The organism is Kribbella kalugense, from assembly GCF_004365875.1.
In the GTDB taxonomy this organism is placed as follows: Bacteria; Actinomycetota; Actinomycetes; order Propionibacteriales; family Kribbellaceae; genus Kribbella; species Kribbella kalugense.
On record NZ_SODF01000001.1, the window covers coordinates 2,932,175 to 2,953,566 of the forward strand.

The 21,392-nt window shown below is 67.8% G+C and carries 17 protein-coding genes; 3 read left to right on the plus strand and 14 right to left on the minus strand.

What is annotated here, in order from left to right:
- Positions 1-28: 28 nt before the first annotated feature.
- Positions 29-289, plus strand: a complete 261-nt coding sequence (rpsT, locus tag EV650_RS13705) for a 30S ribosomal protein S20 (RefSeq protein ID WP_134118915.1) — start codon at positions 29-31, stop codon at positions 287-289.
- Between the two features lie 416 nt (positions 290-705).
- On the opposite strand, the gene holA is transcribed toward rpsT, so the two are convergent.
- A complete protein-coding gene (gene holA, locus EV650_RS13710; protein WP_134118918.1) occupies positions 706-1,689 on the minus strand; it encodes a DNA polymerase III subunit delta in 984 nt (327 codons plus the stop codon).
- A 69-nt stretch (positions 1,690-1,758) separates the two neighbouring features.
- On the opposite strand from holA, the gene EV650_RS13715 reads away from it, so the two are divergent.
- A complete protein-coding gene (locus tag EV650_RS13715; RefSeq protein WP_134118920.1) occupies positions 1,759-2,322 on the plus strand; it encodes an isochorismatase family protein in 564 nt (187 codons plus the stop codon).
- A gap of 120 nt (positions 2,323-2,442) precedes the next feature.
- Here the strand turns inward: EV650_RS13715 and EV650_RS13720 are convergent, their stop codons facing one another.
- The 3 genes from EV650_RS13720 to EV650_RS13730 all read right to left on the minus strand — a co-directional run bounded on the left by EV650_RS13720 (position 2,443) and on the right by EV650_RS13730 (position 7,452).
- Positions 2,443-4,269, minus strand: coding sequence for a ComEC/Rec2 family competence protein (locus EV650_RS13720; protein ID WP_238174193.1), 1,827 nt, complete (start codon positions 4,267-4,269; stop codon positions 2,443-2,445).
- Positions 4,270-5,284: 1,015 nt separating this feature from the next.
- Positions 5,285-6,310, minus strand: coding sequence for a ComEA family DNA-binding protein (locus EV650_RS13725; RefSeq protein ID WP_238174194.1), 1,026 nt, complete (start codon positions 6,308-6,310; stop codon positions 5,285-5,287).
- Positions 6,311-6,609: 299 nt separating this feature from the next.
- The gene (locus EV650_RS13730; protein ID WP_134118922.1) at positions 6,610-7,452 is read right to left on the minus strand and encodes a DegV family protein; all 843 of its coding nucleotides are present in this window, start codon (positions 7,450-7,452) and stop codon (positions 6,610-6,612) included.
- Between the two features lie 54 nt (positions 7,453-7,506).
- Between EV650_RS13730 and EV650_RS13735 the strand changes: the two genes are divergently transcribed.
- The gene (locus EV650_RS13735; protein WP_134118924.1) at positions 7,507-8,019 is read left to right on the plus strand and encodes a pyridoxamine 5'-phosphate oxidase family protein; all 513 of its coding nucleotides are present in this window, start codon (positions 7,507-7,509) and stop codon (positions 8,017-8,019) included.
- A gap of 686 nt (positions 8,020-8,705) precedes the next feature.
- Here EV650_RS13735 and EV650_RS13740 read toward each other — a convergent pair.
- From EV650_RS13740 to EV650_RS13785, 10 genes are all read right to left on the minus strand, one after another.
- The gene (locus EV650_RS13740) at positions 8,706-11,264 is read right to left on the minus strand and encodes an ATP-binding protein (protein WP_134118926.1); all 2,559 of its coding nucleotides are present in this window, start codon (positions 11,262-11,264) and stop codon (positions 8,706-8,708) included.
- Between the two features lie 172 nt (positions 11,265-11,436).
- Positions 11,437-11,631 (minus strand): hypothetical protein, encoded by a 195-nt coding sequence (locus EV650_RS13745; protein ID WP_134118928.1) that lies wholly within the window; start codon positions 11,629-11,631, stop codon positions 11,437-11,439.
- Between the two features lie 100 nt (positions 11,632-11,731).
- Positions 11,732-12,136, minus strand: a complete 405-nt coding sequence (locus tag EV650_RS13750; RefSeq protein ID WP_134118930.1) for a YjbQ family protein — start codon at positions 12,134-12,136, stop codon at positions 11,732-11,734.
- Positions 12,136-14,616, minus strand: a complete 2,481-nt coding sequence (gene leuS / locus EV650_RS13755; RefSeq protein ID WP_255512033.1) for a leucine--tRNA ligase — start codon at positions 14,614-14,616, stop codon at positions 12,136-12,138. Before leuS ends, EV650_RS13750 begins: the two co-directional genes overlap by 1 nt.
- A gap of 177 nt (positions 14,617-14,793) precedes the next feature.
- Positions 14,794-15,684, minus strand: a complete 891-nt coding sequence (locus EV650_RS13760) for a helix-turn-helix domain-containing protein (RefSeq protein ID WP_134118934.1) — start codon at positions 15,682-15,684, stop codon at positions 14,794-14,796.
- Positions 15,681-16,448, minus strand: coding sequence for a phytanoyl-CoA dioxygenase family protein (locus EV650_RS13765; RefSeq protein ID WP_134118937.1), 768 nt, complete (start codon positions 16,446-16,448; stop codon positions 15,681-15,683). Before EV650_RS13765 ends, EV650_RS13760 begins: the two co-directional genes overlap by 4 nt.
- Before the next feature lie 97 nt (positions 16,449-16,545).
- Positions 16,546-18,315 carry a GMC family oxidoreductase N-terminal domain-containing protein gene (locus EV650_RS13770; protein ID WP_134118939.1) on the minus strand — a complete coding sequence of 590 codons (1,770 nt, stop codon included), beginning with the start codon at positions 18,313-18,315 and terminating at the stop codon, positions 16,546-16,548.
- The gene (locus EV650_RS13775; RefSeq protein WP_134118942.1) at positions 18,315-19,208 is read right to left on the minus strand and encodes a hypothetical protein; all 894 of its coding nucleotides are present in this window, start codon (positions 19,206-19,208) and stop codon (positions 18,315-18,317) included. The genes EV650_RS13770 and EV650_RS13775 overlap by 1 nt, the downstream gene beginning before the upstream one ends.
- A 66-nt stretch (positions 19,209-19,274) precedes the next feature.
- Complete coding sequence (locus tag EV650_RS13780; protein ID WP_134118944.1) at positions 19,275-19,523, minus strand: hypothetical protein; 249 nt, start codon at positions 19,521-19,523, stop codon at positions 19,275-19,277.
- Positions 19,524-19,536: 13 nt separating this feature from the next.
- Positions 19,537-21,216: a sodium:solute symporter family protein gene (locus EV650_RS13785; protein WP_134118946.1), complete on the minus strand. Its 1,680-nt coding sequence runs from the start codon at positions 21,214-21,216 to the stop codon at positions 19,537-19,539.
- Positions 21,217-21,392: the final 176 nt, after the last annotated feature.

Consider the following 21,392-nt stretch of genomic DNA (forward strand, 5'->3'; position numbering starts at 1 on the left):
CGCATACTTCTGATCGAGGCACTGCTCCGTGGCGAACATCAAGTCCCAGATCAAGCGCAACCGCCAGAACGAGGCTGCGCGACTTCGCAACAAGTCGGTGAAGTCGACCCTCAAGACGGCTGTTCGCCGCTTCCACGAGGCCGTCGACGCCGGCGAGGCCGAGAAGGCCCAGGAGACCGCCCGCAAGGCCGGCCGCCTGCTCGACAAGGCCGTCAGCAAGGGCGTCATCCACGCCAACCAGGCGGCGAACCGCAAGTCGGCCATCTTCAAGAAGGCCGCCTCCGTCTAACGCCGGGCCGCTCCCCGCGGCCCCCAAACGATCGGCCCGTCCCAGCTGACCGGCCGATCGTTTTTGCGTACCCAAACCACGGACCAACCCCCGCGCCAGCCGAGCACCACCGCCCATCCCCCGGCTCACCCACCCGGCGCCCTTCCCCAGACGGCCATCTCAGGGGTCAACCCCTCACCTTGCCGGTTGACCCCGCACAATCCGGCCGGACAACGGTCCAGCTCAGGGGTCAACCCCTGACCTCGCCGCATGGCGCGCAGTCCGGGCGGACAACCGGACCATCTCAGGGGTCAACCCCTCGGATTGCCGGTTGACCCCGCACATTCCGGCTGCGCAACCGGCAAGCTCAGGGGTTGACCCCTGAGATGGTCAGCTCGAGCAGGACCTTCGGGTTAGCGGGGTTTCGGCGCGACGGTCTAGCGGCGGCCGTGGGAGCGGGTGACGGTGAGCACCATGCGCTCCAGCGCGTACCCGGCATCCCCGGAAGCACCCTTGACGTCCGCATCGGCCTGCGCGACCGCCTTAATCGCGGTCGCGAGTCCGCCTGGGGTCCAACCGCGTGACTGCTGCTTGAGCTGCTTGAGCTTCCACGGCGGTACGCCGACCTCCCGCGCCAGATCCGCATCCCGCATCCCGCTCGGCGCACTCGAGTACTTCGCCAGCCCGCGCAACCCGCCCGCCATCGCGCTCGTCACCAGCACCGGCGCGACACCGCAGTCGAGCGCCCACCGCAGCTGCTCCAGCGCCGGCTCGGTCCGCCCAGCGATCGCGGCATCAGCAACGGCGAAACTCGTGACCTCCGCACGCCCACCGAAGTACTGCCCGATCAGCTCAGAGGTCACCGCCTGACCGCCGGAATCCGACACCAACTGCGAACACGCCCCAGCCAACGCCCGCAGATCATGACCGACCGCGTCGACCAGCGCCGCCGCAGCCCCCTCGTCGACAGTCCCGCCGTGCAGCCGGATCTCCCCTGCCACGAACTGCGGCAGCTCCCAAGCCTTCGGCGCCGTCGCGACGACCTCGTTGACCGATGCCTTCCGCAACTTGTCGAGAACGGCCTTCCCCTTCTGACCACCGGAGTGCACCAGCACCGCGAGTACGTCGTCCGACGGCGAACCGGCGTACTCGATCAACCGCGGCGCCATCTCGCTCGGCAGGTTCTCCAACATCCGCAGCACCAGCACCCGCTCGCTCGCGAACAACGACGGCCCGGTCAACTCGGCGAACACCCCGATGTCCAGCGTGGCCGCGTCAACGTCTGTCACCTCGATGTCGGAACTTTCCTTCGACACCGCCGCAATCGCCGACCGAACCGCCCGATCCGCAAGGAACGACTCGGCCCCGGTCACCAGCAACACATCACCAAGCTTCGGCGCAGAACCCCTACGAGCAGCCACGCCGCCAGCATCCCACGCGCCCCCGACAATCCCAGTGCACCCCCTCACCAAACCAGCGAAGATGACGCCATGAGCTCATCTCCTCGTCCCACCGACGCCCTGGTTGTTGTGGACATGCAGACCGCATTCGTCTCGGGCGATGGCGCCGTACCTGGAGCTGATCGGCTTCTCGCACGGGTGGATGAGCTGCTGGACCGAGCCCGGGCGGCTGGCGCAGTCGTCGTACACCTGCAAAACGACGGGCCACCTGGAGCTGACGACGAGCCGGAGACTCCCGGCTGGGAGCTGCACCTACCGATCAAACCCGGCCCACGCGAACACGTGATTCGCAAACCACGCGACGACGGCTTCGACGCCACTCCGCTCGGCGAGATCCTGGTCTCGGCCGGCGTCCGCGCCCTCACCATCTGCGGCGTGATGTCAGAGATGTGCGTACACGCAACGGCCAAGACCGCCCTCGCCCGCGGCTACCGAGTCGTCCTCCCGTACGACGCTCACGCCACCTACAACGCCCCCGCAGTCCCCGGCGTCGCCGACGAAATCCCAGCCCACATCGTCTCCCGCGTAGCCGCCTGGTCCCTCGGCGACCAACCCGAGAACACAGTCCCAACCTCATCCGTCACCTTCTCCTAGCTCCACCTTCCTTCCCAGCGCTTCACCTTCTCGTGGCGCCGTCCATTCCTGACGCCGTCACCTACTCGTGGCGCCGTCGCCTTTCCGTGGGTGCCTTCGCGTTCTCGTGAGTGCGCCTGGTCACGGCGCGGGATGGGCCGTCGTGAGGGCCAGGTGGTTGTTGGTGTTGGTGACGGCGAGCGGACCGCTGACGTTCGTGGTCGCTGTACGGATCGCGTCGTGGGAAAGCAGCTGCAAGGTCCTCGGCGCCGGATGGCCGTAGTCGTTGTCCCGCCCGGCCGAGATAAGCGCAAGCCGAGCGTTAGTAGCGGCGATGAAGTCAGGATCCTGCTGCGCCGAACCATGATGTGGAACCTTCAGGACATCTGCCCGAAGATCGACGCCGGTTGCCAGAACAGCCCGCTGGGATTCGGGTTCCAGATCCCCGGTGAGCAGGATCCGAAGGCCGGACACCTCGACCATCATCGCGATACTCGCGTTGTTCTCCGGAGAACCTTCGTCGGACGAGGTCGCGGACGACGTACCCGGCGGGGGCAACGCCGGCACCCCAGCCGGCCAAAGCGTCGTCCAACTCACCTGACCAACCGCCCGCGTCTCGTGAAACGCGACCGTACGCAACCCAACCCCATGCTGCGCCGCAAGCTCAACCACCCGGTCGTACTCCGCCCGCGGCGAGAAGTACGGCGTCACCTCGATCTCATCAACCCGCCGACCATCGAGTACTCCGGCCAGCCCGCCAACGTGATCCGCATGGAAATGACTGAGCACGAGCACCGGGATGTGCTTGACCCCCAACTCCCGCAAACACCGATCCATCGCAGCCGGATCCGGCCCGGTATCGACGACAACCGCCGTACCCTCGCCGGCGCGCAGCACCAACCCGTCGCCCTGCCCCACATCACAAACGACAAAGAGCCAGTCGTCAGGCGGCCAGCCGAGCGAGCCGACGGGACGCAGTACGACGACCGTCAGCACAACCAAGGCCAGGACCATCGCGATCGGGCGAGCCAGGATGCGGTGCAGACCCACCACGATCGCCAGACAGAGCAAGGTCACTACGGCGACCCCGACCGCCGTTGCCGGCCATGCGTTGGAGGCACCCGGGAGATCAGCTCCCTCGCGGGCGACGACGATGATCCACCGAGCGGGCCAACCTGCAACCCAGCCGACGAGTTGAGCCACTTCTGTGCTCAGCAATGCGATCCCGGCGGCTATGAAGCCGAGAATCGTGGCCGGACCGACTGCAGGTCCGGCCAACAGGTTGGCGGCGACTGCGACCAGCGACACCTGGCCGGAGAGCCACGCGACCACCGGCGTACACGCAAGTTGGGCAGCAAGCGGGCACGAGATCGCATCGGCCAGCCAACCCGGCAACCACTTCGCCAACGCGTCGCGCCAACCGGGTCCAAGCAGGACGATGCCCGCAGTCGCCAGCACCGACAAGGCGAACCCAGCCGAGCGAGCCAGCGACGTATCGAGGAGCAGCAACACGATCACCGCGACCGACAGACTGCGTACGGCGCGGCGCCGCCCTCCCCCGCCGGTCATCGCAGCCAACGCGATCAGGCCCATCGCAGCCGCTCGGAGAACGCTCGGCTGCGGTCTCGCCAGGACGACGAAGACCACGACCATCATCACGCCGACCACAGTCAGACCGCGCGCACGTACTCCGATCAGCCGCGCCAACGGCAGCACGAACGCGAGCAGCAACGTCAGATTCGTCCCCGACACCGCGGAGAGGTGCGTGAGCCCGGTGGTCTGGAAGTCTGCGTTCAGCTCGGCGGACACCCCGGACACATCGCCCATCACCAACGCCGGAACAAGCCCGCGTACGTCATCCGGCTCTCCGGCCACGGCCTTGCGGAGCCCGGCACGGACCTGCTCAGCGGCGCGCAACCACCACGGCGGCTCGTCAACGATTCGCGGCGGTGAACGAGTCGAAAGCATCGCAGCGACATCGGAACCGTCCTCAACAGCCTCAAGTCGCCCGGTGGCGTCAACGTGCTGCCCGTATCTAACGGTCTGCCACTTGACTGTGCCAATGAGGAAAACCGGAGTACGGATCCGGACTGTCCTGCCACGACCTGGGTTGGGGCCGCCTGTGCCGGAAGTGGTTGCGCTGGACGGGGTTGTGCCGGTGGGACCCGGGCTGGACTCGGTTGTGCTGGCGGGGCCTGGGCCTGGGCTCGACTCGGTTGCGCTCGTCTGCGACGTGCCGTTGGGGGTGCGTACCTCCTCGATGGTTGCCTTGACCACCACGTACGGCGGACGCCGGGAGGTGGTGCTTTGCCGAAGTGACGGATCTCCTTCGATCTTGAGCCGAACGGTGACGGTTGCAGAACTGGCTGCGAGATCGCGGATCGGTCCGGCGCGAAGAGTGGCGGCTTGAAGGGCAGCAGCAATCCCCAGCCCACCAACGACGGCCAAGGAACCAACCGCCGCCCAACCAACCGCCTTCCGGCGGGCGGGTCTGCTGCGCAGGACCACCCCGAGCGTGGCGGCAAAGACCAACGCCACGGCAGAAATGAGAACCGCAGTAAGCGGCGCCTGACCAACCAAAACCGCCGCAGTCATCCACCCCGCAGCCGCCGGGACAAGCAAACGCGCATCAAGCGGCTCCGACCCCTCCGCCTCAGACACACCCGCCACCGAGGTCCCCGCGTCCGATGCGCTCGCGTCTGAGATGCTCGCGTCCGAGGTCGTCGCGTCCGATGCGCTCGCGTCCGATGCGACCTTCGCCCGCTCCGCCTCGCCTGCCGCCAGCGGACCGCTCGCGTTCGCGGCGCGCCGATCGGGGGCGCGCGGATCCGCGGCATCCGGGTCTGAGGCGCTCGGATCGGACATCCGCGGGTCCGGGGGGCGCGGGTCTCGGGTGCGTGTGTCCTGGATGCCTGCGTCCCTGGTGCGCGGGTCAGGCGTGCTCGCGTGTGGGTCGGGTGGAGGTGGGGACGGGTGGGTGGGGTCAGATGCGGACATGGGGTTTGAGGGAGTCGAACTTTTTGGGGCCTACGCCGGGGACCTCCTGGAGTTGGTCGATGGTGGTGAAGGGGCCGTTCTGGGTGCGGTAGTCGAGGATGCGTTGGGCCAGGACTGGGCCTACGCCGGGGAGGGCGTCCAGCTCGTCGAGGGTGGCGGTGTTGAGGTTTACGGGGGTGTTGGATTCCGCGCCCGGGGTGGACGAGGTGGTTGCTGGTGGTGCATTCGTGGGCGGGAGCTGGGCTGGTTGGCCGACGATGATTTGTTCGCCGTCGGTGACTTGGCGGGCGAGGTTGAGGGTGGTGAGGTCGACGCCGCGGAGTGGGCCGCCTGCGAGGGCGAGTACGTCGGCTACGCGGGAGCCGGTCGGTGCGCGGACGAGGCCGGGGTGGCGGACCTTGCCGGCTACGTAGACGACGACCAGCGGTTGCCCCGGCGAACCCGAGGTAGGCGACTGATTGGCACCAGGCGATTGGTTCGCGCCGGGGTTGGTGCCGGGCGACTGATTTGTGCCCGGCCATTGGCTGGCGCCGGGTGATTGGGTGGCGCCCGGTTGAGATTGGGCGTTGCTCGGCTGGTTGGTGGCTGAGGTTGGTTGGGCTACGGGTGAGCCTGTGGTCGCGGTGCTGGGGCGGGTGTCGGGGAGGGTTTCCGGGCGGGCTCGGAAGAGGGACCAGGCGGCCCAGGAGAGTCCGACCGCGAGTACGGCGGCCAGCACGAGAACATGCCGTGCGGAGATCGTCCAGCGGGCGTCGCGCAGTCGCTCGGGCCGGACCTGTTCGGGAATCCATCCACCTCGCACCTCCTCATCACGCTCCTCCGGGTATTCGTAGCTGGACTGTTCGCCGGTCGGCCAACGGTCTGCCGACACGTCGTTGGTCGGCTGGTTGTTGGTTGGGGGATCGTCGGTTGGGTGGGTGGGGGCGTGGGTTGGGGGCCGGGCGGCGAGGCGGGCCAGGGCGCGCTCTCGGGCGCCCGGCTCAGCCACCGGAACACGACGAAAGACCTTCACGCCCAGAGAAGGTACGAGTCTGCGAGCCGTTCAGACCCACAACCTGAAAGCTGTGGATAAGCGGGTCTCCGACGCGACCGTGGGCGGCCTCTCGGCCCGGCTCCGGTTCACTTTGTGCACCAGTGCCGCATGTTCAGCGCGCGATGGTGCGGCTCCGGTGCACAAGGTGGCCCCGCGCGACGCCGAGCTGTCCGAAGCGGCGTGGCTCTTCACGGATCCCCGGCTGATGCCGTTGCCGGCGGGACTGCAGGCTCGCCTCGGGGATTGCCCGGTGGAAAAGGGCCGTCGGTGGAGGGCGGCTAGGTGGGGCTTACTACTACGGCTAGTAGGCCGGGGCCTACGTGGGCGCCTATTACGGCGCCTACTTCGCGGAGGACGACCTCTTTGGCGGCGGGGAGGCGGTTGGAGAGGTTGTCGGCGAGGGTTTGGGCCTTTTCCAGGTTGGCCAGGTGGTGGACGGCCAACTGGACAGGGGTGTCGCCGGCGCGTTGAACGGCTATGTCGGCGAGGCGGGCGATTGCCCGGCTCGAGGTGCGGACCTTTTCGAGGGGGACGATCCGGCCGCCCTTGATGGTGAGGAGCGGCTTGACCGCGAGCGCCGTACCGAGGAGGGCTTGGGCTGCACCGATGCGGCCGCCGCGGCGGAGGTACTCGAGGGTGTCGACGTAGAAGTACGCCGAGATGGACTTCATCCGGGCTCGGGCAGCTGCCTCGACCTCGGCGGCGTCCTGGCCGGCGGCGGCTGCGGCGGCCGCGGCCAGGACCGGGAAGCCTAGGCCCATGCCGAGTGAGCGGGAGTCGACCACCCGGACCGGAATCGGGGAGTCCTTGGCCCCGATCATCGCAGCCTCGAAGGTGCCGGACATGTCGCCGGAGAGGTGGATCGACACCACGGCGTCGGCTCCGTCGGCAGCGCAGGCGGCGTACGTGTCGGCGAACGTCTGCGGAGCGGGCCGGCTGGTCGAGACCGGGGTGAAGGTCTTGAGCGCTTCGGCGACCGCGTCGGCTGAGGTGGCGCCGTCGTCGTACGAAGTACCCCCGATCACGACCTGGAGCGGTACGACGGTCAGCGGCAGGCGGAGGAGCTCATGCGTGGACAGGCCAGCCGTGGAGTCGGTGACGACGTGCACGTGGGCTGACATGCAGCGAGGTTACCGGACAGTCATATGTCGGCGCGCGGTGCCAGACTCGGGAAGATGAAGGAGACTGCGGCGGAAGTCACGGAACTGCAGGGGTTGCTCGACGCGGCGTACGCGCGGTCCACCGAGCATCTGCGCAACATCATCACGGATCCGCGCCGGCTGGACGCCGGGGAGCTGGTGCGGGTTCTGACCGGGATGTGCACGCTGAACCTCGCCACCGTGACGGCGCGGGGTGAGCCGCGGATCAGCGCGGTGGACGGGCACTTCCTGCATGGGCGGTGGGTGTTCACGACGTCGGGGTCGGCGGCGAAGGCGCGGCAGTTGAAGGCGCGATCGGCGGCGAGCATTTCGTACGTCGATGGGGAGCGGATCGGGGTGTTCAGTCATGGGCAGGTTGAGTTCCTGACTGCGGAGCACCCGGACTTCGCGGAGATCGAGGAGCACCTCACGAACCACTACGGCAGCTCGCCGTCGAGCTGGGGTGACGACATCGTGTACTGCCGTCTCCAGCCCAGCTGGATGGTCGGTTACGCGTTCGACAAGACAGCAGTGCTCAAAGACACGTGAACCCTCGCTTCGCTCGGGGCGGGGGAACGGAAGACTGATAGCGAGGTGAAGGCCTACCCCTCCGGGGCCTTCACCTCGCTGGGACTTTGGCCGGGCCAGTGTCGTCCCCTGTGCGTCATTGGCCCGGCGGTCAGTCCTGCTGACTCCCCCTTGTTGTCAGCTCAAGTTGGTGGGGCCTCGGCGAGCTACTCCCCGTATCCGGATCCACGAAGGACCGGCCTGACCGCGAGCTCGACGAGGTCCCGGGAGGCCCCAGCGGCCGACTCGCCGGCGGGTGACCAAACCCGCCGGTTATCGATGCCAGCCGGGCCGCGACACTCGTCCCCTGTGTCGTGTGCCTGACCCGCTGCTGGGACCCCTCCCCGGAAGCAGTGCCCTGACGGTGCACGGCGTCCGGTACAGGCAGGACAGATCCACACTCCACAGCACTCCGGAGCTCTCGACAGCCGCTCGGCGCCCCCACCGACCAGCCGCCGGATGCCCTCCGCGTCGCCTTCGCCGCACTCCCCGGCAGTCCAGCGGTGTGCCATGGCCTCTTCATGGTCCACCGCCCTTTCGCTGCCGTGTGCCCGGTGTCGGACTCTGCTTCGTGGAACCTGCCCTACGGCTGTAATTCTTGGTCCCGCAGGCATGTCAGGACGAGGCAGATCCACCGGCAGTTACCCGGCAGCTTCAGCAGATCAGCGTCACGAAAGCGCAGCGAGTACGTCGTTCGCCAGCCGCTGTACGGCGGCCGCCGGATCCGGCTCCGGCCACCCGTCCGCCACGGACGCGCTCTCGCAGGACTCCTGCAGGATCGCCCACGCGGTCGGCAGCATCGGCGGGTCCATCGTCCGCTGCCAGGCCAGCAGCTGACCGCACAGCGCATCCCCCGCGTCCGAGCGACCCAGTGCATGCAGCACAGCCACGGCCTCCGGCAGTACTTCGAGCAGGTAGACGACCCGCCCTTCGAGCAGCAGCCGGCTGACCGCGTCCCGGATCGCGACCCGAGCCTGCTCGACCTCACCGGCAGCACGGGCCAGCCTCGACCGGTACAGCATCACCAGGTAGTCGAAGTACCCACGGTGTCCACGGATGTCAGCGTCGGCCTGGTCGAGGAGTGCCCGCGCCTCGTCGTACCGCTCGGCGTGGAACTCGACCATCGCCAGGCAGCCGGCGACCTTGGTCCGCTCAGGGTCGTCTGACGCCTGACTGTCGCGGGCGAGCAGTGCCCAATGACGGGCCTCGGACAGGTTCCCCAGCTCGAGATCGACCCGGCTGAGCGCCATGTACGCGATCTCGTCTGCGTAGACACCCGGATTGACCAGCGCGGCCTCCCAGGCGAGCAGGAGCTCCTTGGCCTCGGTCAAACGACCCCACCGCAGCAGCGCGAGCCCACATGTCGCCTGCACCGTCGCTGACCGCTGTACGTCGCCATGCTTGCGAGCGTCGGCCACCAGCGCCGGCACCTCGGCCAGACTCTGCGTATCGAGCAGGTGCGAACCGGACGACACCCAGCCGCCACGAGCGACCAAACCCATCTCGGTCTCGCCCGGGATCAGCGTGCGCGCCTCCTCGTAGTGCCGACGCGCACCACGGATATCGCCGGTCAGATTGGACAGCCGCCCCGCGATAGCGAGCAGTCGACCACTGACCTCTTTGTCGGACACGTGAGAAGCGCACAGCGTCGCCCACCGGATCCCGCTCTCGGCCACACTCGCCTGGTACTGCCAAGCGATCCGGAACCCGAGAACGATCCGCGCAGCCGTCTCCCACTCCCCCAACTCGACCGCTCGCTCCAACGCCACCTCGAACAGGGCAGAGTTCGCATGCGCGGCTCGGTACTGCCGATCGCGGTCCGGCGACGACCACGCGCCCTCAAGCCCCGAGACGTACGCCGAACACCACGCGACCGCCCGGTCCCGGAACTCGACCAGGTCGTCACCCTGCGACGACAGACCGGCGTACGCGTGCTCCCGGATCGTCTCCAGCAGCTTGTACCGCGCGCCGTACAGCTGCTCGAACTCAAGCACCGGCTGCAGCAGCGACTTGTCCACCAGCTCGGCCAGCAGCATCGGTACGTCGAGCCCGTCGATCGGATCGCCCGTACACACCCCGGCCACTGCCTCGAGCGTAAACGGCGAACCGAGCACGGAGCATCGGTAGAGCAGCTGCCGAGCCGCATCGGACAGCGCGTCGACGCTCCACGCGATCGTGTCCGCCAGCGTCCGCTGATGAGGAGCACCGAACCGCCGCGGCCCCGACAGCAACCGGAACCGGTCATCCAGCGCTGTCAGGATCGTCTCCACCGACAGCGACCCGGCCCGCGCGGCCGCCAACTCAAGCGCGAGCGGCAGACCGTCCAACCGCCGGCACAGGCGAGCCACGGTCGGGGCATTCGAAGGCGTCAGGACGAAGTCGGACCGCACCCGCGCAACCCGACGGCAGAACATCTCCACGGCCGGCGAAGCCGCGATCTCCTCGAAGTTCTCGTCGTTCGCCGGTACGCCGAGCACCTGCACCCGGCGGACCACTTCATCCGGCAGCCCCAACGGGATCCGTGACGTGACGAGCACGCCGATCCCCGGGAAGCTGCGGACCATCCGGTTGGCCACCGTCGCCACACCGTCGAGGACGTGCTCGGCGTTGTCCTCGACGATGACGAGGTCACCGGGCCGACGACCGGACAGTACGTCGTCGAGGTCCGACGTACCCGGAGCTGTGCCGAACGCGTCGAGGATGGCCGACGGTACGGCGGCATCGCGCTGGACGGTGGTCAGATCGACGACCACCACGGTCGTGTCCGCACCGGAGAACCGGTCGGCCGCAGCGAGTGCGAGCTCGGTCTTGCCGACCCCGCCCGGACCGACGAGTGTGACGAGCCGGTTCTGCCGCAGCAGCCCCTCCAGCTCGAACAGCTCCTGCTCCCGACCTACAAGTCCGTCCGGGATCGGCCGCGTACCGCGCCAGCGCAAACCCGTCGGAGCCGCGTCAGCGACCGAAACGACGGGCGCCTGGGCAACCGGTCGTACGACACCATGCCCAGCCGCGGCGAGGAACTGCGCGGTGTCCTGCAGGCCGAGCGCGGACGCCAGCAGCCGGACCGAATCCTTCCGCGGTCGCGCGACCCGGCCGGCCTCGATCTCCCGGATCGACCGGACACTCAGCCCGGCGCGGTCGGCCAGCTCCTCCTGGGACAGGCCGGCCTGGACCCTCAAGTCGAGCAACAGGTCGGCAAAATCCCGCCGACTACCGGTGTCCGACACAGCCCGTCACCCCTCTGGAGGCCCCACGTTCCTGTCACAACATAGCGTGACGGGCGTGTTCTCGCCGGGGCGGATCCGGGGTGCGGGATGCGGCCTGGGTCACACAATTCGTTGACCGCGGCAACAAGTTTGTCCTGATAAACACTTTGCTGCGGGATCAGAAATGCGCGTTTCAAGCAGTTGCGCGAACCGAGTGGGATTCATTGTCGGCGGCGTACAGAGAAAGCACACCGGCCCAGTCGTCGATCCGGGCGCTGGTGTCCGCGCGGCCGGAGTCGGCATTCAGCAGACTACCGACGGAAATCCCCCGGGTCGCCCGAACCAGGAGCTCAACGGTGACGTCGCGCAAGGTCTCAAGGGCTGCCATGCGGTAATTCAAGCGGAACCGTGTTTCGCAAACGTAACGCGATTGGCAACATCACGATAAGTCACCAAAATCCCGGAATGCGTTGTTACCCGGTAGTCCACTAACCGGCCAGGAACGACAGCCGAACGTGCCGGTCGGGATTGTCGCGATTGGTGTCGACCAGGCATATCGATTGCCAGGTGCCGAGCGTCAGCCGGCCGGCCAGAACCGGCACGGTCGCGTATGGCGGAATCAGCGCCGGCAGCACGTGGTCCCGGCCGTGTCCGGGCGAGCCGTGCCGGTGCTGCCAGTCGAAGTCCCGCGGCAACAGGTCCTCGAGCACGGCCAGCAGGTCGCTGTCGCTGCCCGCGCCGGTCTCGAGGATCGCGACCCCGGCGGTCGCGTGCGGCACGAACACGTGCAGCAGCCCGTCGCCGCGGCCGGAGACGAACTGCTCACACCGGCCCGTGAGGTCCATGACGACCTCACGGGCACCGGTGTGAACGTCCAGTACGACGGAGTCCATCAGGCCGGGACGATGTTGACCAGCCTGGGCGCCCGGACGATGACCTTCCGGGTACCGCGGCCGTCCAGCGCCTTCTGGATCGCCTCGGAGGACAGCGCCAGCTGCTCCAGGTCGGCGTCGGTGATGTCCGGCGAGACCTCCAGCCGGTCCTTGACCTTGCCGGCGACCTGGACCACGCAGGTGACGGAGTCCTGGACCAGCAGCGCCGGGTCGACCTTCGGCCAGCCGACCTTGGCGACGGTCGGCTCGTGGCCCAGCTCCTCCCACATCTCCTCGGCCGTGTACGGCGCGACCAGGCTCAGCAGGATCGCCACCGTCTCGACCGCCTCGCGGACCGCCGGGTCGGCCGCGCCGGGACCGGAGTCGATCGCCTTCCGGGTGGCGTTCACCAGCTCCATGATCCGGGCCACCATCACGTTGAACCGGTGCGAGTCGATCAGCTCGGAGGCGTCCGACACCGTGCGGTGGGTCAGCTTGCGCAGCTCGACGTCACCGGTCGTCGGATCCGAACCGACCGGTGCCTCGACCGCTCCGGCCAGCCGCCAGGCCCGCTGCAGGAACTTCAGCGAGCCCCCCGGCGACATGTCGGCCCAGTCGATGTCGTCGGCCGGCGGACCGGCGAACACCATGGTCAGCCGGACCGCGTCCACGCCGTACGCGTCGATCTGGTCGCCCAGGTTCACTCCGTTGCCCAGCGACTTGCTCATCGCCTTGCCCTGGTTGACGACCTGGCCCTGGTTCAGCAGCCGGGTGAACGGCTCGACCACGGACAGCAGACCCATGTCGTGCAGCGCCTTGACGAAGAACCGCGCGTACAGCAGGTGCAGTACGGCGTGCTCCTTGCCGCCGACGTACTGGTACACCGACATCCACCGGTCGGCCGCGTCCTGGTCGAACGGGCCGTCGGTGTACTCCGGCGACAGGTAGCGCAGGAAATACCAGGACGAGTCGACGAACGTGTCCATCGTGTCCGTGTCCCGCTCAGCCTTGCCACCGCACTTCGGGCAGTCGACCTCGACCCACTCGCGGTCGGCCGCCAGCGGCGAGACACCCTTCGGCTGCAGGTCGGCGCCGCGCAGGTCCGGCAGCTCCATCGGCAGCTGGTCGTCCGGAACCGGCACCTCACCGCAGGACGGGCAGTGGATGATCGGGATCGGGCAGCCCCAGTACCGCTGCCGGCTCAGCAGCCAGTCGCGCAGCCGGTAGTTGATCGTCCGCTCGCCCAGCCCCTTGCTCTCCAGCCAGTCGATGATCTGCGACTTCGCGTCGGCGACATCCAGCCCGTCCAGGCTGATCTCGTCGTTCGCGCTGTTGATCGCCGGTCCGTCACCGGTGAACGCCTTGCCCTCGAAGTCCTCCGACGGCTGGACAGTCCGGACGATCGGCAGGTCGAACTTCTCCGCGAACTCCCAGTCCCGGGTGTCCTGGCCGGGCACGGCCATGATCGCGCCGGTGCCGTAGTCGGCCAGCACGTAGTCGGCGGCCCAGATCGGGATCCGCTTGCCGGTGACCGGGTTGATCGCGTACGAGCCCAGGAAGACGCCGGTCTTCTCCCGCTCGGTGCTCTGCCGCTCGATCTCGGTGGTCGCCTTCACCTTGGTCAGGTACTCGTCGAAGGCAGCCTGCTGCTCCGGCGTGACCAGCTCGGCGGCCAGCTTCGCGTCCGGCGCGACCACCATGAAGGTGGCGCCGAACAGCGTGTCCGGCCGGGTGGTGAAGACCTTGATCGGCTCGTCGCGGCCCTCGACCTCGAAGCTCGCGAACGCACCCTCGGACCGGCCGATCCAGTTCCGCTGCATCAGCAGGATCTCTTCCGGCCACTGCAGCAGGTCCATGTCGTCCAGCAGCCGCTGGGCGTAGTCCGTGGTCTTGAAGTACCACTGGGTCAGCTCGCGCTTGGTGACCTCGTACCCGCAACGCTCACAGCGGCCCTGGACCACCTGCTCGTTCGCCAGCACGGTCTGGTCATGCGGGCACCAGTTGACGTACGACGCCTTGCGGTAGGCCAGACCGCGCTCGTACAGCCGCAGGAACAGCCACTGGGTCCAGCGGTAGTACTCCGGGTCGGAGGTGTGCAGCCGGCGGGACCAGTCGAAGCTGATCGCGTACCGGCGGATCGACTCGGCCTGGGTCTCGATATTGGCGTAGGTGAACGTCGCCGGGTGCTCGTTGCGCTTGATCGCGGCGTTCTCCGCGGGCAGGCCGAAAGAGTCCCAGCCGATCGGGTTCAGTACGTCGTACCCCTGCTGGAACCAGTAGCGGGCCAGTACGTCGTGCAGCGCGAACACCTCGGCGTGGCCCATGTGCAGGTCGCCGGACGGGTAGGAGAACATCGTGAGCGCGTAGCGCCGCTCGGCCGAGCCGTCGTCCTTCGCCTTGAACGGGTCCAGCTTCTCCCACACCGGACGCCACTTGGCCTGCATGGCGTTGAAGTCGTAGCCGCCCCTGTCGATGGGCGCGTCTTCCACCTGCTCGCTCACGGTCCTACTCCATACTTCGTGTGTTTGATGAGCCTTAATGTGCCAGATGGCACTCCTGGACATAAAAAAGCCCCTCACGCAGGAGGGGATGCCGTACTGACCACTGCCAGTACGGCTACATAAGGAGCAGGCTCACTCGCATGTGACCAGAATACCACTGCGCGTCGGGGTGTCGTTCTAGATGAACTCTGTGCCTCCGGCGCGGCGGTGGTCGCCGGGGGTGCGTCCGTACTTGCGTCTGAAGGCAGTGGAGAACGGGCGTACGTCGGAGTAGCCGCAGGCTCGCGCTACCTCGGTGATGGTGAGGCTGTGGTCGAGGAGGAGCTGGGCGGCTAGTTCGAGGCGGAGGCGGCGGAGGGTGGACATGATGGAGGCGCCGGTCTGCTGGGTGAAGAGGCGTTCCGCGTGCCGCTCAGAGAGGTGGGCGGCAGCGGCTACGTCCCGGACGGTGATGGGGCGGGACAGGTTGTCGCGGAGGTGGCGCTGCATGGCGTCGACGACCAGTGGGCCGCGGTCGCGGCGGACCGGTTCTACGGCGAGGTCCTCCTCCAGTGCGAATGCGCGAGCAGTCTCAAGAACCAGACTCGCCCCCAGAGCAGCCAGCATCGTGCTGTAACCGGACACCGGCGCCGCGGCCTCCGCGGCCAGTGCGCTGATGAGGGCGGGCAGCGAACCAACGCGCTGCGACATCACCGGGCCGTCAGCCCGAGTCAGGCCGGACCACCAGCCGGGCTCGGACGATCCAGGGCGGAAGGTGAAGCCCCAGAAGGCGATCCCTAACGGGGCCGACCGCGACGACTCGATTTCGTGGACGTCGCCGGGCCGGGCGAGGAACACTGCGCCCGGCTGGACGTCGTACTCGGAAGACCCGTGGTTGAAGCGGCCCTCCCCCGAGTACGCGAGGCAGACCTCGTGGAAGGAGTGCGTGTGCCAGTAGTTGCGCCAGTACTCCGGCCGGTAGTGGCCCCAGCTGAGGAAGTCCGCGTGGAAGCCGTCGACCTCGCAGAACTCCAGGAGTCCCGCGAGGTCGACGAACCTGTCCGCCGCAGCGACATCCGCGAGGGTCAAACAGCGCTCCTGCCGGTCGGGTCGACTCCTCGCAGCATCATGCCCTGACCGAGCGACCAGTCGTGGGTCTTGACCGCCGGCGGGTCCGACGGGTCGCGGTACTGGATCAGCCAGGTCGTCCGCGCCTCGTCGCTCACGTTCACCCCGGACCCGTGGACTGTGAAGTAGGTGAAGAACAGGACGTCGCCCGCCTCGGCCGGCTGCGGCGTCGCCTCCTCGAAGGCGGGCTCGAGCAAGTGGTACGACCCTTCCGCCTCATGCTCCCGCGGACCGGACTTGTGACTGCCGGGAATGACCCGCACGCAGCCCTTCTCGACCGGTGCGTCGTCGAAGTGGAAGATCGCCGCTCCGACCCGGTGGTAGGTGTGCGGGAAGAACGGGTAGTCCTGGTGCAGCGGGAACGGCGACCCGTTCTCCGGTGGCTTCACGAACAGCTTGGTGTGATGCAGCTGGACGTTGTCCACCCCCATCACCGCAGCGGCCACGTCGGTGAACCGCGGGTCCACCAGCAGCTTCGCGAACTCGGCGTCGTAGAACTGCGCGTCGTGCAGGTGCTGCAGCTTCGTCGGCGCGTCCGTCATCTCCCGGGCCGCGGCCCAGGTGGGGTCGTCGGGCCGGTTCAGCCGGGCCAGCAGGTCGTGGCTGCGCTGCCGGTAGTACGCCGCTTCTTCCTTGCTGAGCAGCCCTTTCACCAGGACGAAGCCTTGCTCGGCGTACTGCTGCGCCGTGGTCGACAGGTCGGGCCTGTCAGAGGTGATGGTCATCTCGAAGTTCCTCCTGATCGGGTACTTCGAGATTACGAAAACCGGCGTCCGGACGGGAGGACCCGACCGGACGCCGATGTTCGTCAAACGGACATGACTACAGCCCGAGCTGTCCCAGCCGGACGCTGATCCGCGGGTCCGTGGACACCACCGGAGCACTCGAACGGACCCACGGGTCGCCGCCGAAGTACGTCTTGAAGATGTTCTCGGCCGTCCGCGTCGCCAGTGCCTGCGAGGTGAGCGTCGGGTTCGGACCGCCCAGCCCGTTGGACAGCGCGGAGTTGTCGCCGATGAACAGCCCCTTCACCGCACGCGTCTCGCCGGTCGGGTCGACGACGGAGTTGCGCTCCGACGAGCCCATCCGCATCGACGACTGGACGTGCAGGATCAGCGGCGCCCAGTCGATCCGGTACACCTTCTTGGCGCCCGCGCCGCGCAGCAACTCCGCCGCCTTCCGCGCCATGAACTCGCGGTTCCGCAACGTCCGCGCGGTCCGCTGCCGCTGCTTGAACGCGACCTTCGGGATCGGCCCGTTCTCGTCCGCCGGCAGCGCTGACAGCGTGACCCGGTTCTGCGCCTCGACGTCGTCGTCGGTGATCACCAGCACGCTGAGCAGGTGGTCGATCCCGTGCGACAGGACCTCCTTCAGCTCGGGCCCCATCACCCGCCCGGCCGGCCCGTCCCACGGCCCGGTCTGTCCGCGACCGTTCTTGTACTGCCCACGGATCCCGCTGTCCGACAACGTCCCCGCGAAGGCGGCCAGCGCCGGCGGCAGGCCGACGTTCTCGAGACCGCCGTACGGCGGATAGTCCAGCCGGGCACTCGATCCGACGCCCTTCGGGTTGCCGGTGTAGTCGTCGAAGACGCCGAACACCCAGTCGAAGAAGTGGTCGGTGTACCCGCGCCCGACCCAGCCGTTCGGATTCGGCAGGCCGCTGTTCATCCACAGCCGCGGGTTCTCCGTGCAGCCGCCCGACATCACCACAACCTTGGCATCTTCGCGATGCTCGACATCCCCAGACCGCCAGGTCACACCAGTGGCAGTCAGCACACCGTGCTTCTTCTCAGCATGCACGCGGGTGACGAAGGCGTCCGCGACCAACGTGACGGGCTTGCCGCCGCGCGCCCAGACGTCCGCGGTCAGCGCCATCGGTACGTAGCTGTTGTCCGTCGACCGCTTCGCGAACTGGTTGCGCGGGGCACCCTTCGGCCGCATGCAGCCCTGGAAGCAGTACCCGCAGAACGTGCACCCGGTCGCCTGCGGATGGTTCAGCAGCTTCGGGTCCGCGGTCTTCCCCGCCGTCCCGCCCGGCTGCAGGATCGCGTTCTCCTGCGGCCGGTACGCCGGGTGATGCGTCGTCTTCGTGGTCTGCACCGGCAGCCCGAGCGTCTCGGCGCCGCGGAAGAACGTCTGCTCCTTGTGACCCATCGCCGCCGTCATCACCGGCATGGTCGCTTCGACCCATTCGAAGTACGGCACCATCTCCCCGTAGGTGAAGGGGAAACGGTGGTCGACGTCGTACCCGGACTTGTCGGCGCCGTCGTACCCCTCGAAGACGCCCGGGTACGCGCGGGGGTAGTTGCCGTAGAAGTGCTGGGTGGTCCCGCCGACGCCGGACAGCTGCCAGACGAACGAATTCTGCGGCCACTCCCGGTACCAGGCCGGCTTCGACCGGTCCGACGGACCCCAGCGCAGGTACCCGGTCAGCGGGTTGTTCGCGTCGTCCTCGTACGTCGTCCAGTTCTCCCGCGGATGTGCGTTCCGCGGACCGGCCTCGAGCAGCAGTACGTCGAGACCCTGAGCGGCCAGCTCCTTCGCCACGACCGGTCCACCGCCGCCGGCTCCGATCACAATGACGTCGCGCATCAGTCGTGCACCTCCTGGCGCCCTTGGTAGTACCCGATGAAGTCGTCCCAGCCCTCGACCGGGCCGTCCGGCTGATAGCCGGTCGCGGTCCAGCCGACCGGCCGCTTCCGCAACGTACGGCGAACCTTGTCGTAGACCGCCGATTCGCCGTACGCCCCGAAGGTGGCGAACTCGATCAGCGCGCCGCCGACGAACTTGAGCAGCCCGGACACCGAGTCCTTCAACGGCTCCGGGAAGTGCACGTCGAGCAACGCGACCAGGTCCGCGTCGGTCTTCTCGATCAACTCGAACGCCTGCGCCTTCTCGGCGTACGAGAGCCGGGCGAACGGCGACAGGTGCGGCCCGTTCACCGCGAGCGGGTTGACCTGGGTGGCCATCAGGTTCAGCAGGCCGGCGATCGGGAACGACAGCGGCAGCGCCTCGTCACTCTCCAGGTATGCCGCCAGCGCCTTGTCCAGCGAGTGCAGCTGGACCGGCAGTACGTCGAGACCGGGCAACTCGATGCCGGAGTCGGCGAGGCCGGTCACCAGGGCGGCCCCGATCGGCTGAGCGAGCTCGTCCGGGAACGGCACGAAGTTGTCGAGCGAGTTGATGATGAAGTCGGTCGCACCGGCCTCGATCGCGCCGGGCGTCCGGCTCGGCGTGCCCTGGGTCCGCGAGTATGCGTCCGGGCCGGGCATCGCGAAGACCGTCAGGCCGTTCATCGTGTCCCTGGCCAGCTCGGCGAGCACCGGCCGGATCAGGTCGACGGCCGGCGGCAGCAGCGGATTGGTCGCCGCGTCGGCCGGCGCCAGCAGGCTGCGGGCCAGCACTCCACCGCTCCCGACGGCCGCGCCGAGGATGCCGACCCGGGCCAGGAAGGCCCGTCTGGAAAGGGTTCCCGCTCTCGCCATGCGCCGTCCTCCGGTTGTGGGACCAGTAGGTCTACTGGTCCCACAACGAGCGCCGACGAGGCGGGGTTACTGCTCGGTCGCGTCTTCCTCAACTGGTACGGCGATCGGCCGCAGCCGGGCCCAGAGCACGAACAGGGCGGTGAACACCAGCATCCCGATGCCGCCCCAGAGGTTGATGTTGATCCCGGCGGCCTTGTCGACCTCGGACTGCTTCTCGACGATGCCGAGGATCGTCAGCACGACGCCGTAGATCCCGATCAGCAGCGCGATCACCACCCGGATGTCGAACGCTCCGGCCTTCTTCTTGTCTGCCATCTCGAACCCTCCCTCAGGCGAAGATGATGTTGAGGACGATGGTCAACGCCAGGGAGATCCCGGCCAGCAGGACCGGCTTGCGGTACCAGCCGCCGTCGCCGGCGACCGCCACCTCGGTGCGCTGCTCCTTCGGCGTCAGCGAGTACACCAGCCCGACCAGCTCGGATTCCTCCTTGGGCCTGGTCATCGTGCTCACCACGACGCTGATCAGGATGTCGACCACGAAGGCCGCACCGGCGCCGACGAAGCTGGCGCCCTGACCCGGCAGGTTGATCACACCGTTCTCGGACAGCACGAAGACCAGGATTGCGGTCGCCGTACCGCTGACGAGGCCGATCCAGCCGGCCGCCGCGGTCATCCGCTTCCAGAACATACCGAGGATGAACGTGGCGAACAGCGGTGCGTTGAAGAACGAGAACAGCTGCTGCAGGTAGTCCATCAGGTTGCTGTAGCCGGACGCGATCGCGGCCGTGCCGATCGCGATCAGCGTGCCCGCCACCGTCACCCAGCGACCGGTCCGCAGGTAGAAGTCGTCCGGCCGGTCCTTGATCACGTAGCGCTCGATGATGTCGTACGACATGACCGTGTTGAACGAGCTCAGGTTCGCCGCCATACCGGCCATGAACGACGCCAGCAGACCGGTGATGGCCAGGCCGAGCATGCCGTTCGGCAGCAGGTCGCGCATCAGCAGCAGCAACGCGTCGTTGTAGTCGACCTGGCCGCTGCCGGTGGCCTTGAACTGGGCCAGCTCGGGCACGACCACCGCGGCGATGATGCCGGGGATGATCACGATGAACGGGATGAACATCTTCGGGAACGACCCGATGATCGGGGTCCGCCGGGCCGCCGACATGTTCTTCGAGGCCAGCGCCCGCTGCACCTCGGTGAAGTTCGTCGTCCAGTAACCGAAGGACAGCACGAAGCCGAGGCCGAAGACGATGCCGATCACCGACAGGAAGTTGTTGTGGAAGCCGCTCAGCGCGTTCCCCGGCCAAGCCGACATCTGCTCCGAGCCACCCGGCGACCCGCTCACCTTGTCGACCAGGCCCTGCCAGCCGCCGACCTTGTGCAGGCCGACCAGCGTCAGCGGCAGCAGCGCGGCGACGATCACGAAGAACTGCAGCACCTCGTTGTAGATCGCCGCGGACAGGCCGCCGAGGGTGATGTAGCTGAGCACGATCGCCGCGGCCACGATCACCGACACCCAGATCGGCCAGCCGAGCAGCACGTTCACGATGGTGGCGAGCAGGAACAGGTTCACGCCCGCGATCAGCACCTGTGCGAGGGCGAAGCTGACCGCGTTCACCAGGTGCGCGGGCTTGCCGAACCGGCGCAGCATGAACTCCGGCACGCTGCGGACCTTGGAACCGTAGTAGAACGGCATCATCACGACGCCGAGGAACAGCATCGCCGGGACCGCGCCGATCCAGAAGTAGTGCACGGTCGGGATGCCGTACTGCGCACCGTTCGCCGACATGCCCATGATCTCGATCGCGCCCAGGTTGGCCGAGATGAACGCCAGCCCGGTCACCCAGGCCGGCAGCGACCGGCCGGACAGGAAAAAGTCCAGGCTGCTCGACACCGCGCGCCTGGCCACGTACCCGATGCCGAGGACGAAGACGAAGTACAGGGCGATGATGATGTAGTCGATCGCCGTGGCATCCAGTCTCAGGATGGATTCTTTAAGAAGCATCGGCCCTCCGGATCGCCTGAATGATGTGACGCATCGTGGTGTTACCGGTGAGGAACGTTACTCCACCTTTCAACCATGCGGATGGCGACCCGGCGACTGTGACCCGGCGGACGGCGACCTCCACCCGGATCTCCACCCGTGGACGGTCCAGGATCAGGTACCCCGCCGCCTACCGT

Excerpts from the sequence above, each read along its gene's own strand:
- EV650_RS13715 (WP_134118920.1), top strand. The coding sequence starts at position 1,759 with ATGAGCTCATCTCCTCGTCCCACCGACGCCCTGGTTGTTGTGGACATG.
- EV650_RS13720 (WP_238174193.1), bottom strand. The coding sequence starts at position 4,269 with ATGCTTTCGACTCGTTCACCGCCGCGAATCGTTGACGAGCCGCCGTGG.
- EV650_RS13730 (WP_134118922.1), bottom strand. The coding sequence starts at position 7,452 with ATGTCAGCCCACGTGCACGTCGTCACCGACTCCACGGCTGGCCTGTCC.
- EV650_RS13735 (WP_134118924.1), top strand. The coding sequence starts at position 7,507 with ATGAAGGAGACTGCGGCGGAAGTCACGGAACTGCAGGGGTTGCTCGAC.
- EV650_RS13745 (WP_134118928.1), bottom strand. The coding sequence starts at position 11,631 with ATGGCAGCCCTTGAGACCTTGCGCGACGTCACCGTTGAGCTCCTGGTT.
- EV650_RS13750 (WP_134118930.1), bottom strand. The coding sequence starts at position 12,136 with ATGGACTCCGTCGTACTGGACGTTCACACCGGTGCCCGTGAGGTCGTC.
- EV650_RS13765 (WP_134118937.1), bottom strand. The coding sequence starts at position 16,448 with ATGACCATCACCTCTGACAGGCCCGACCTGTCGACCACGGCGCAGCAG.
- EV650_RS13770 (WP_134118939.1), bottom strand. The coding sequence starts at position 18,315 with ATGCGCGACGTCATTGTGATCGGAGCCGGCGGCGGTGGACCGGTCGTG.
- EV650_RS13775 (WP_134118942.1), bottom strand. The coding sequence starts at position 19,208 with ATGGCGAGAGCGGGAACCCTTTCCAGACGGGCCTTCCTGGCCCGGGTC.
- EV650_RS13780 (WP_134118944.1), bottom strand. The coding sequence starts at position 19,523 with ATGGCAGACAAGAAGAAGGCCGGAGCGTTCGACATCCGGGTGGTGATC.
- EV650_RS13785 (WP_134118946.1), bottom strand. The coding sequence starts at position 21,216 with ATGCTTCTTAAAGAATCCATCCTGAGACTGGATGCCACGGCGATCGAC.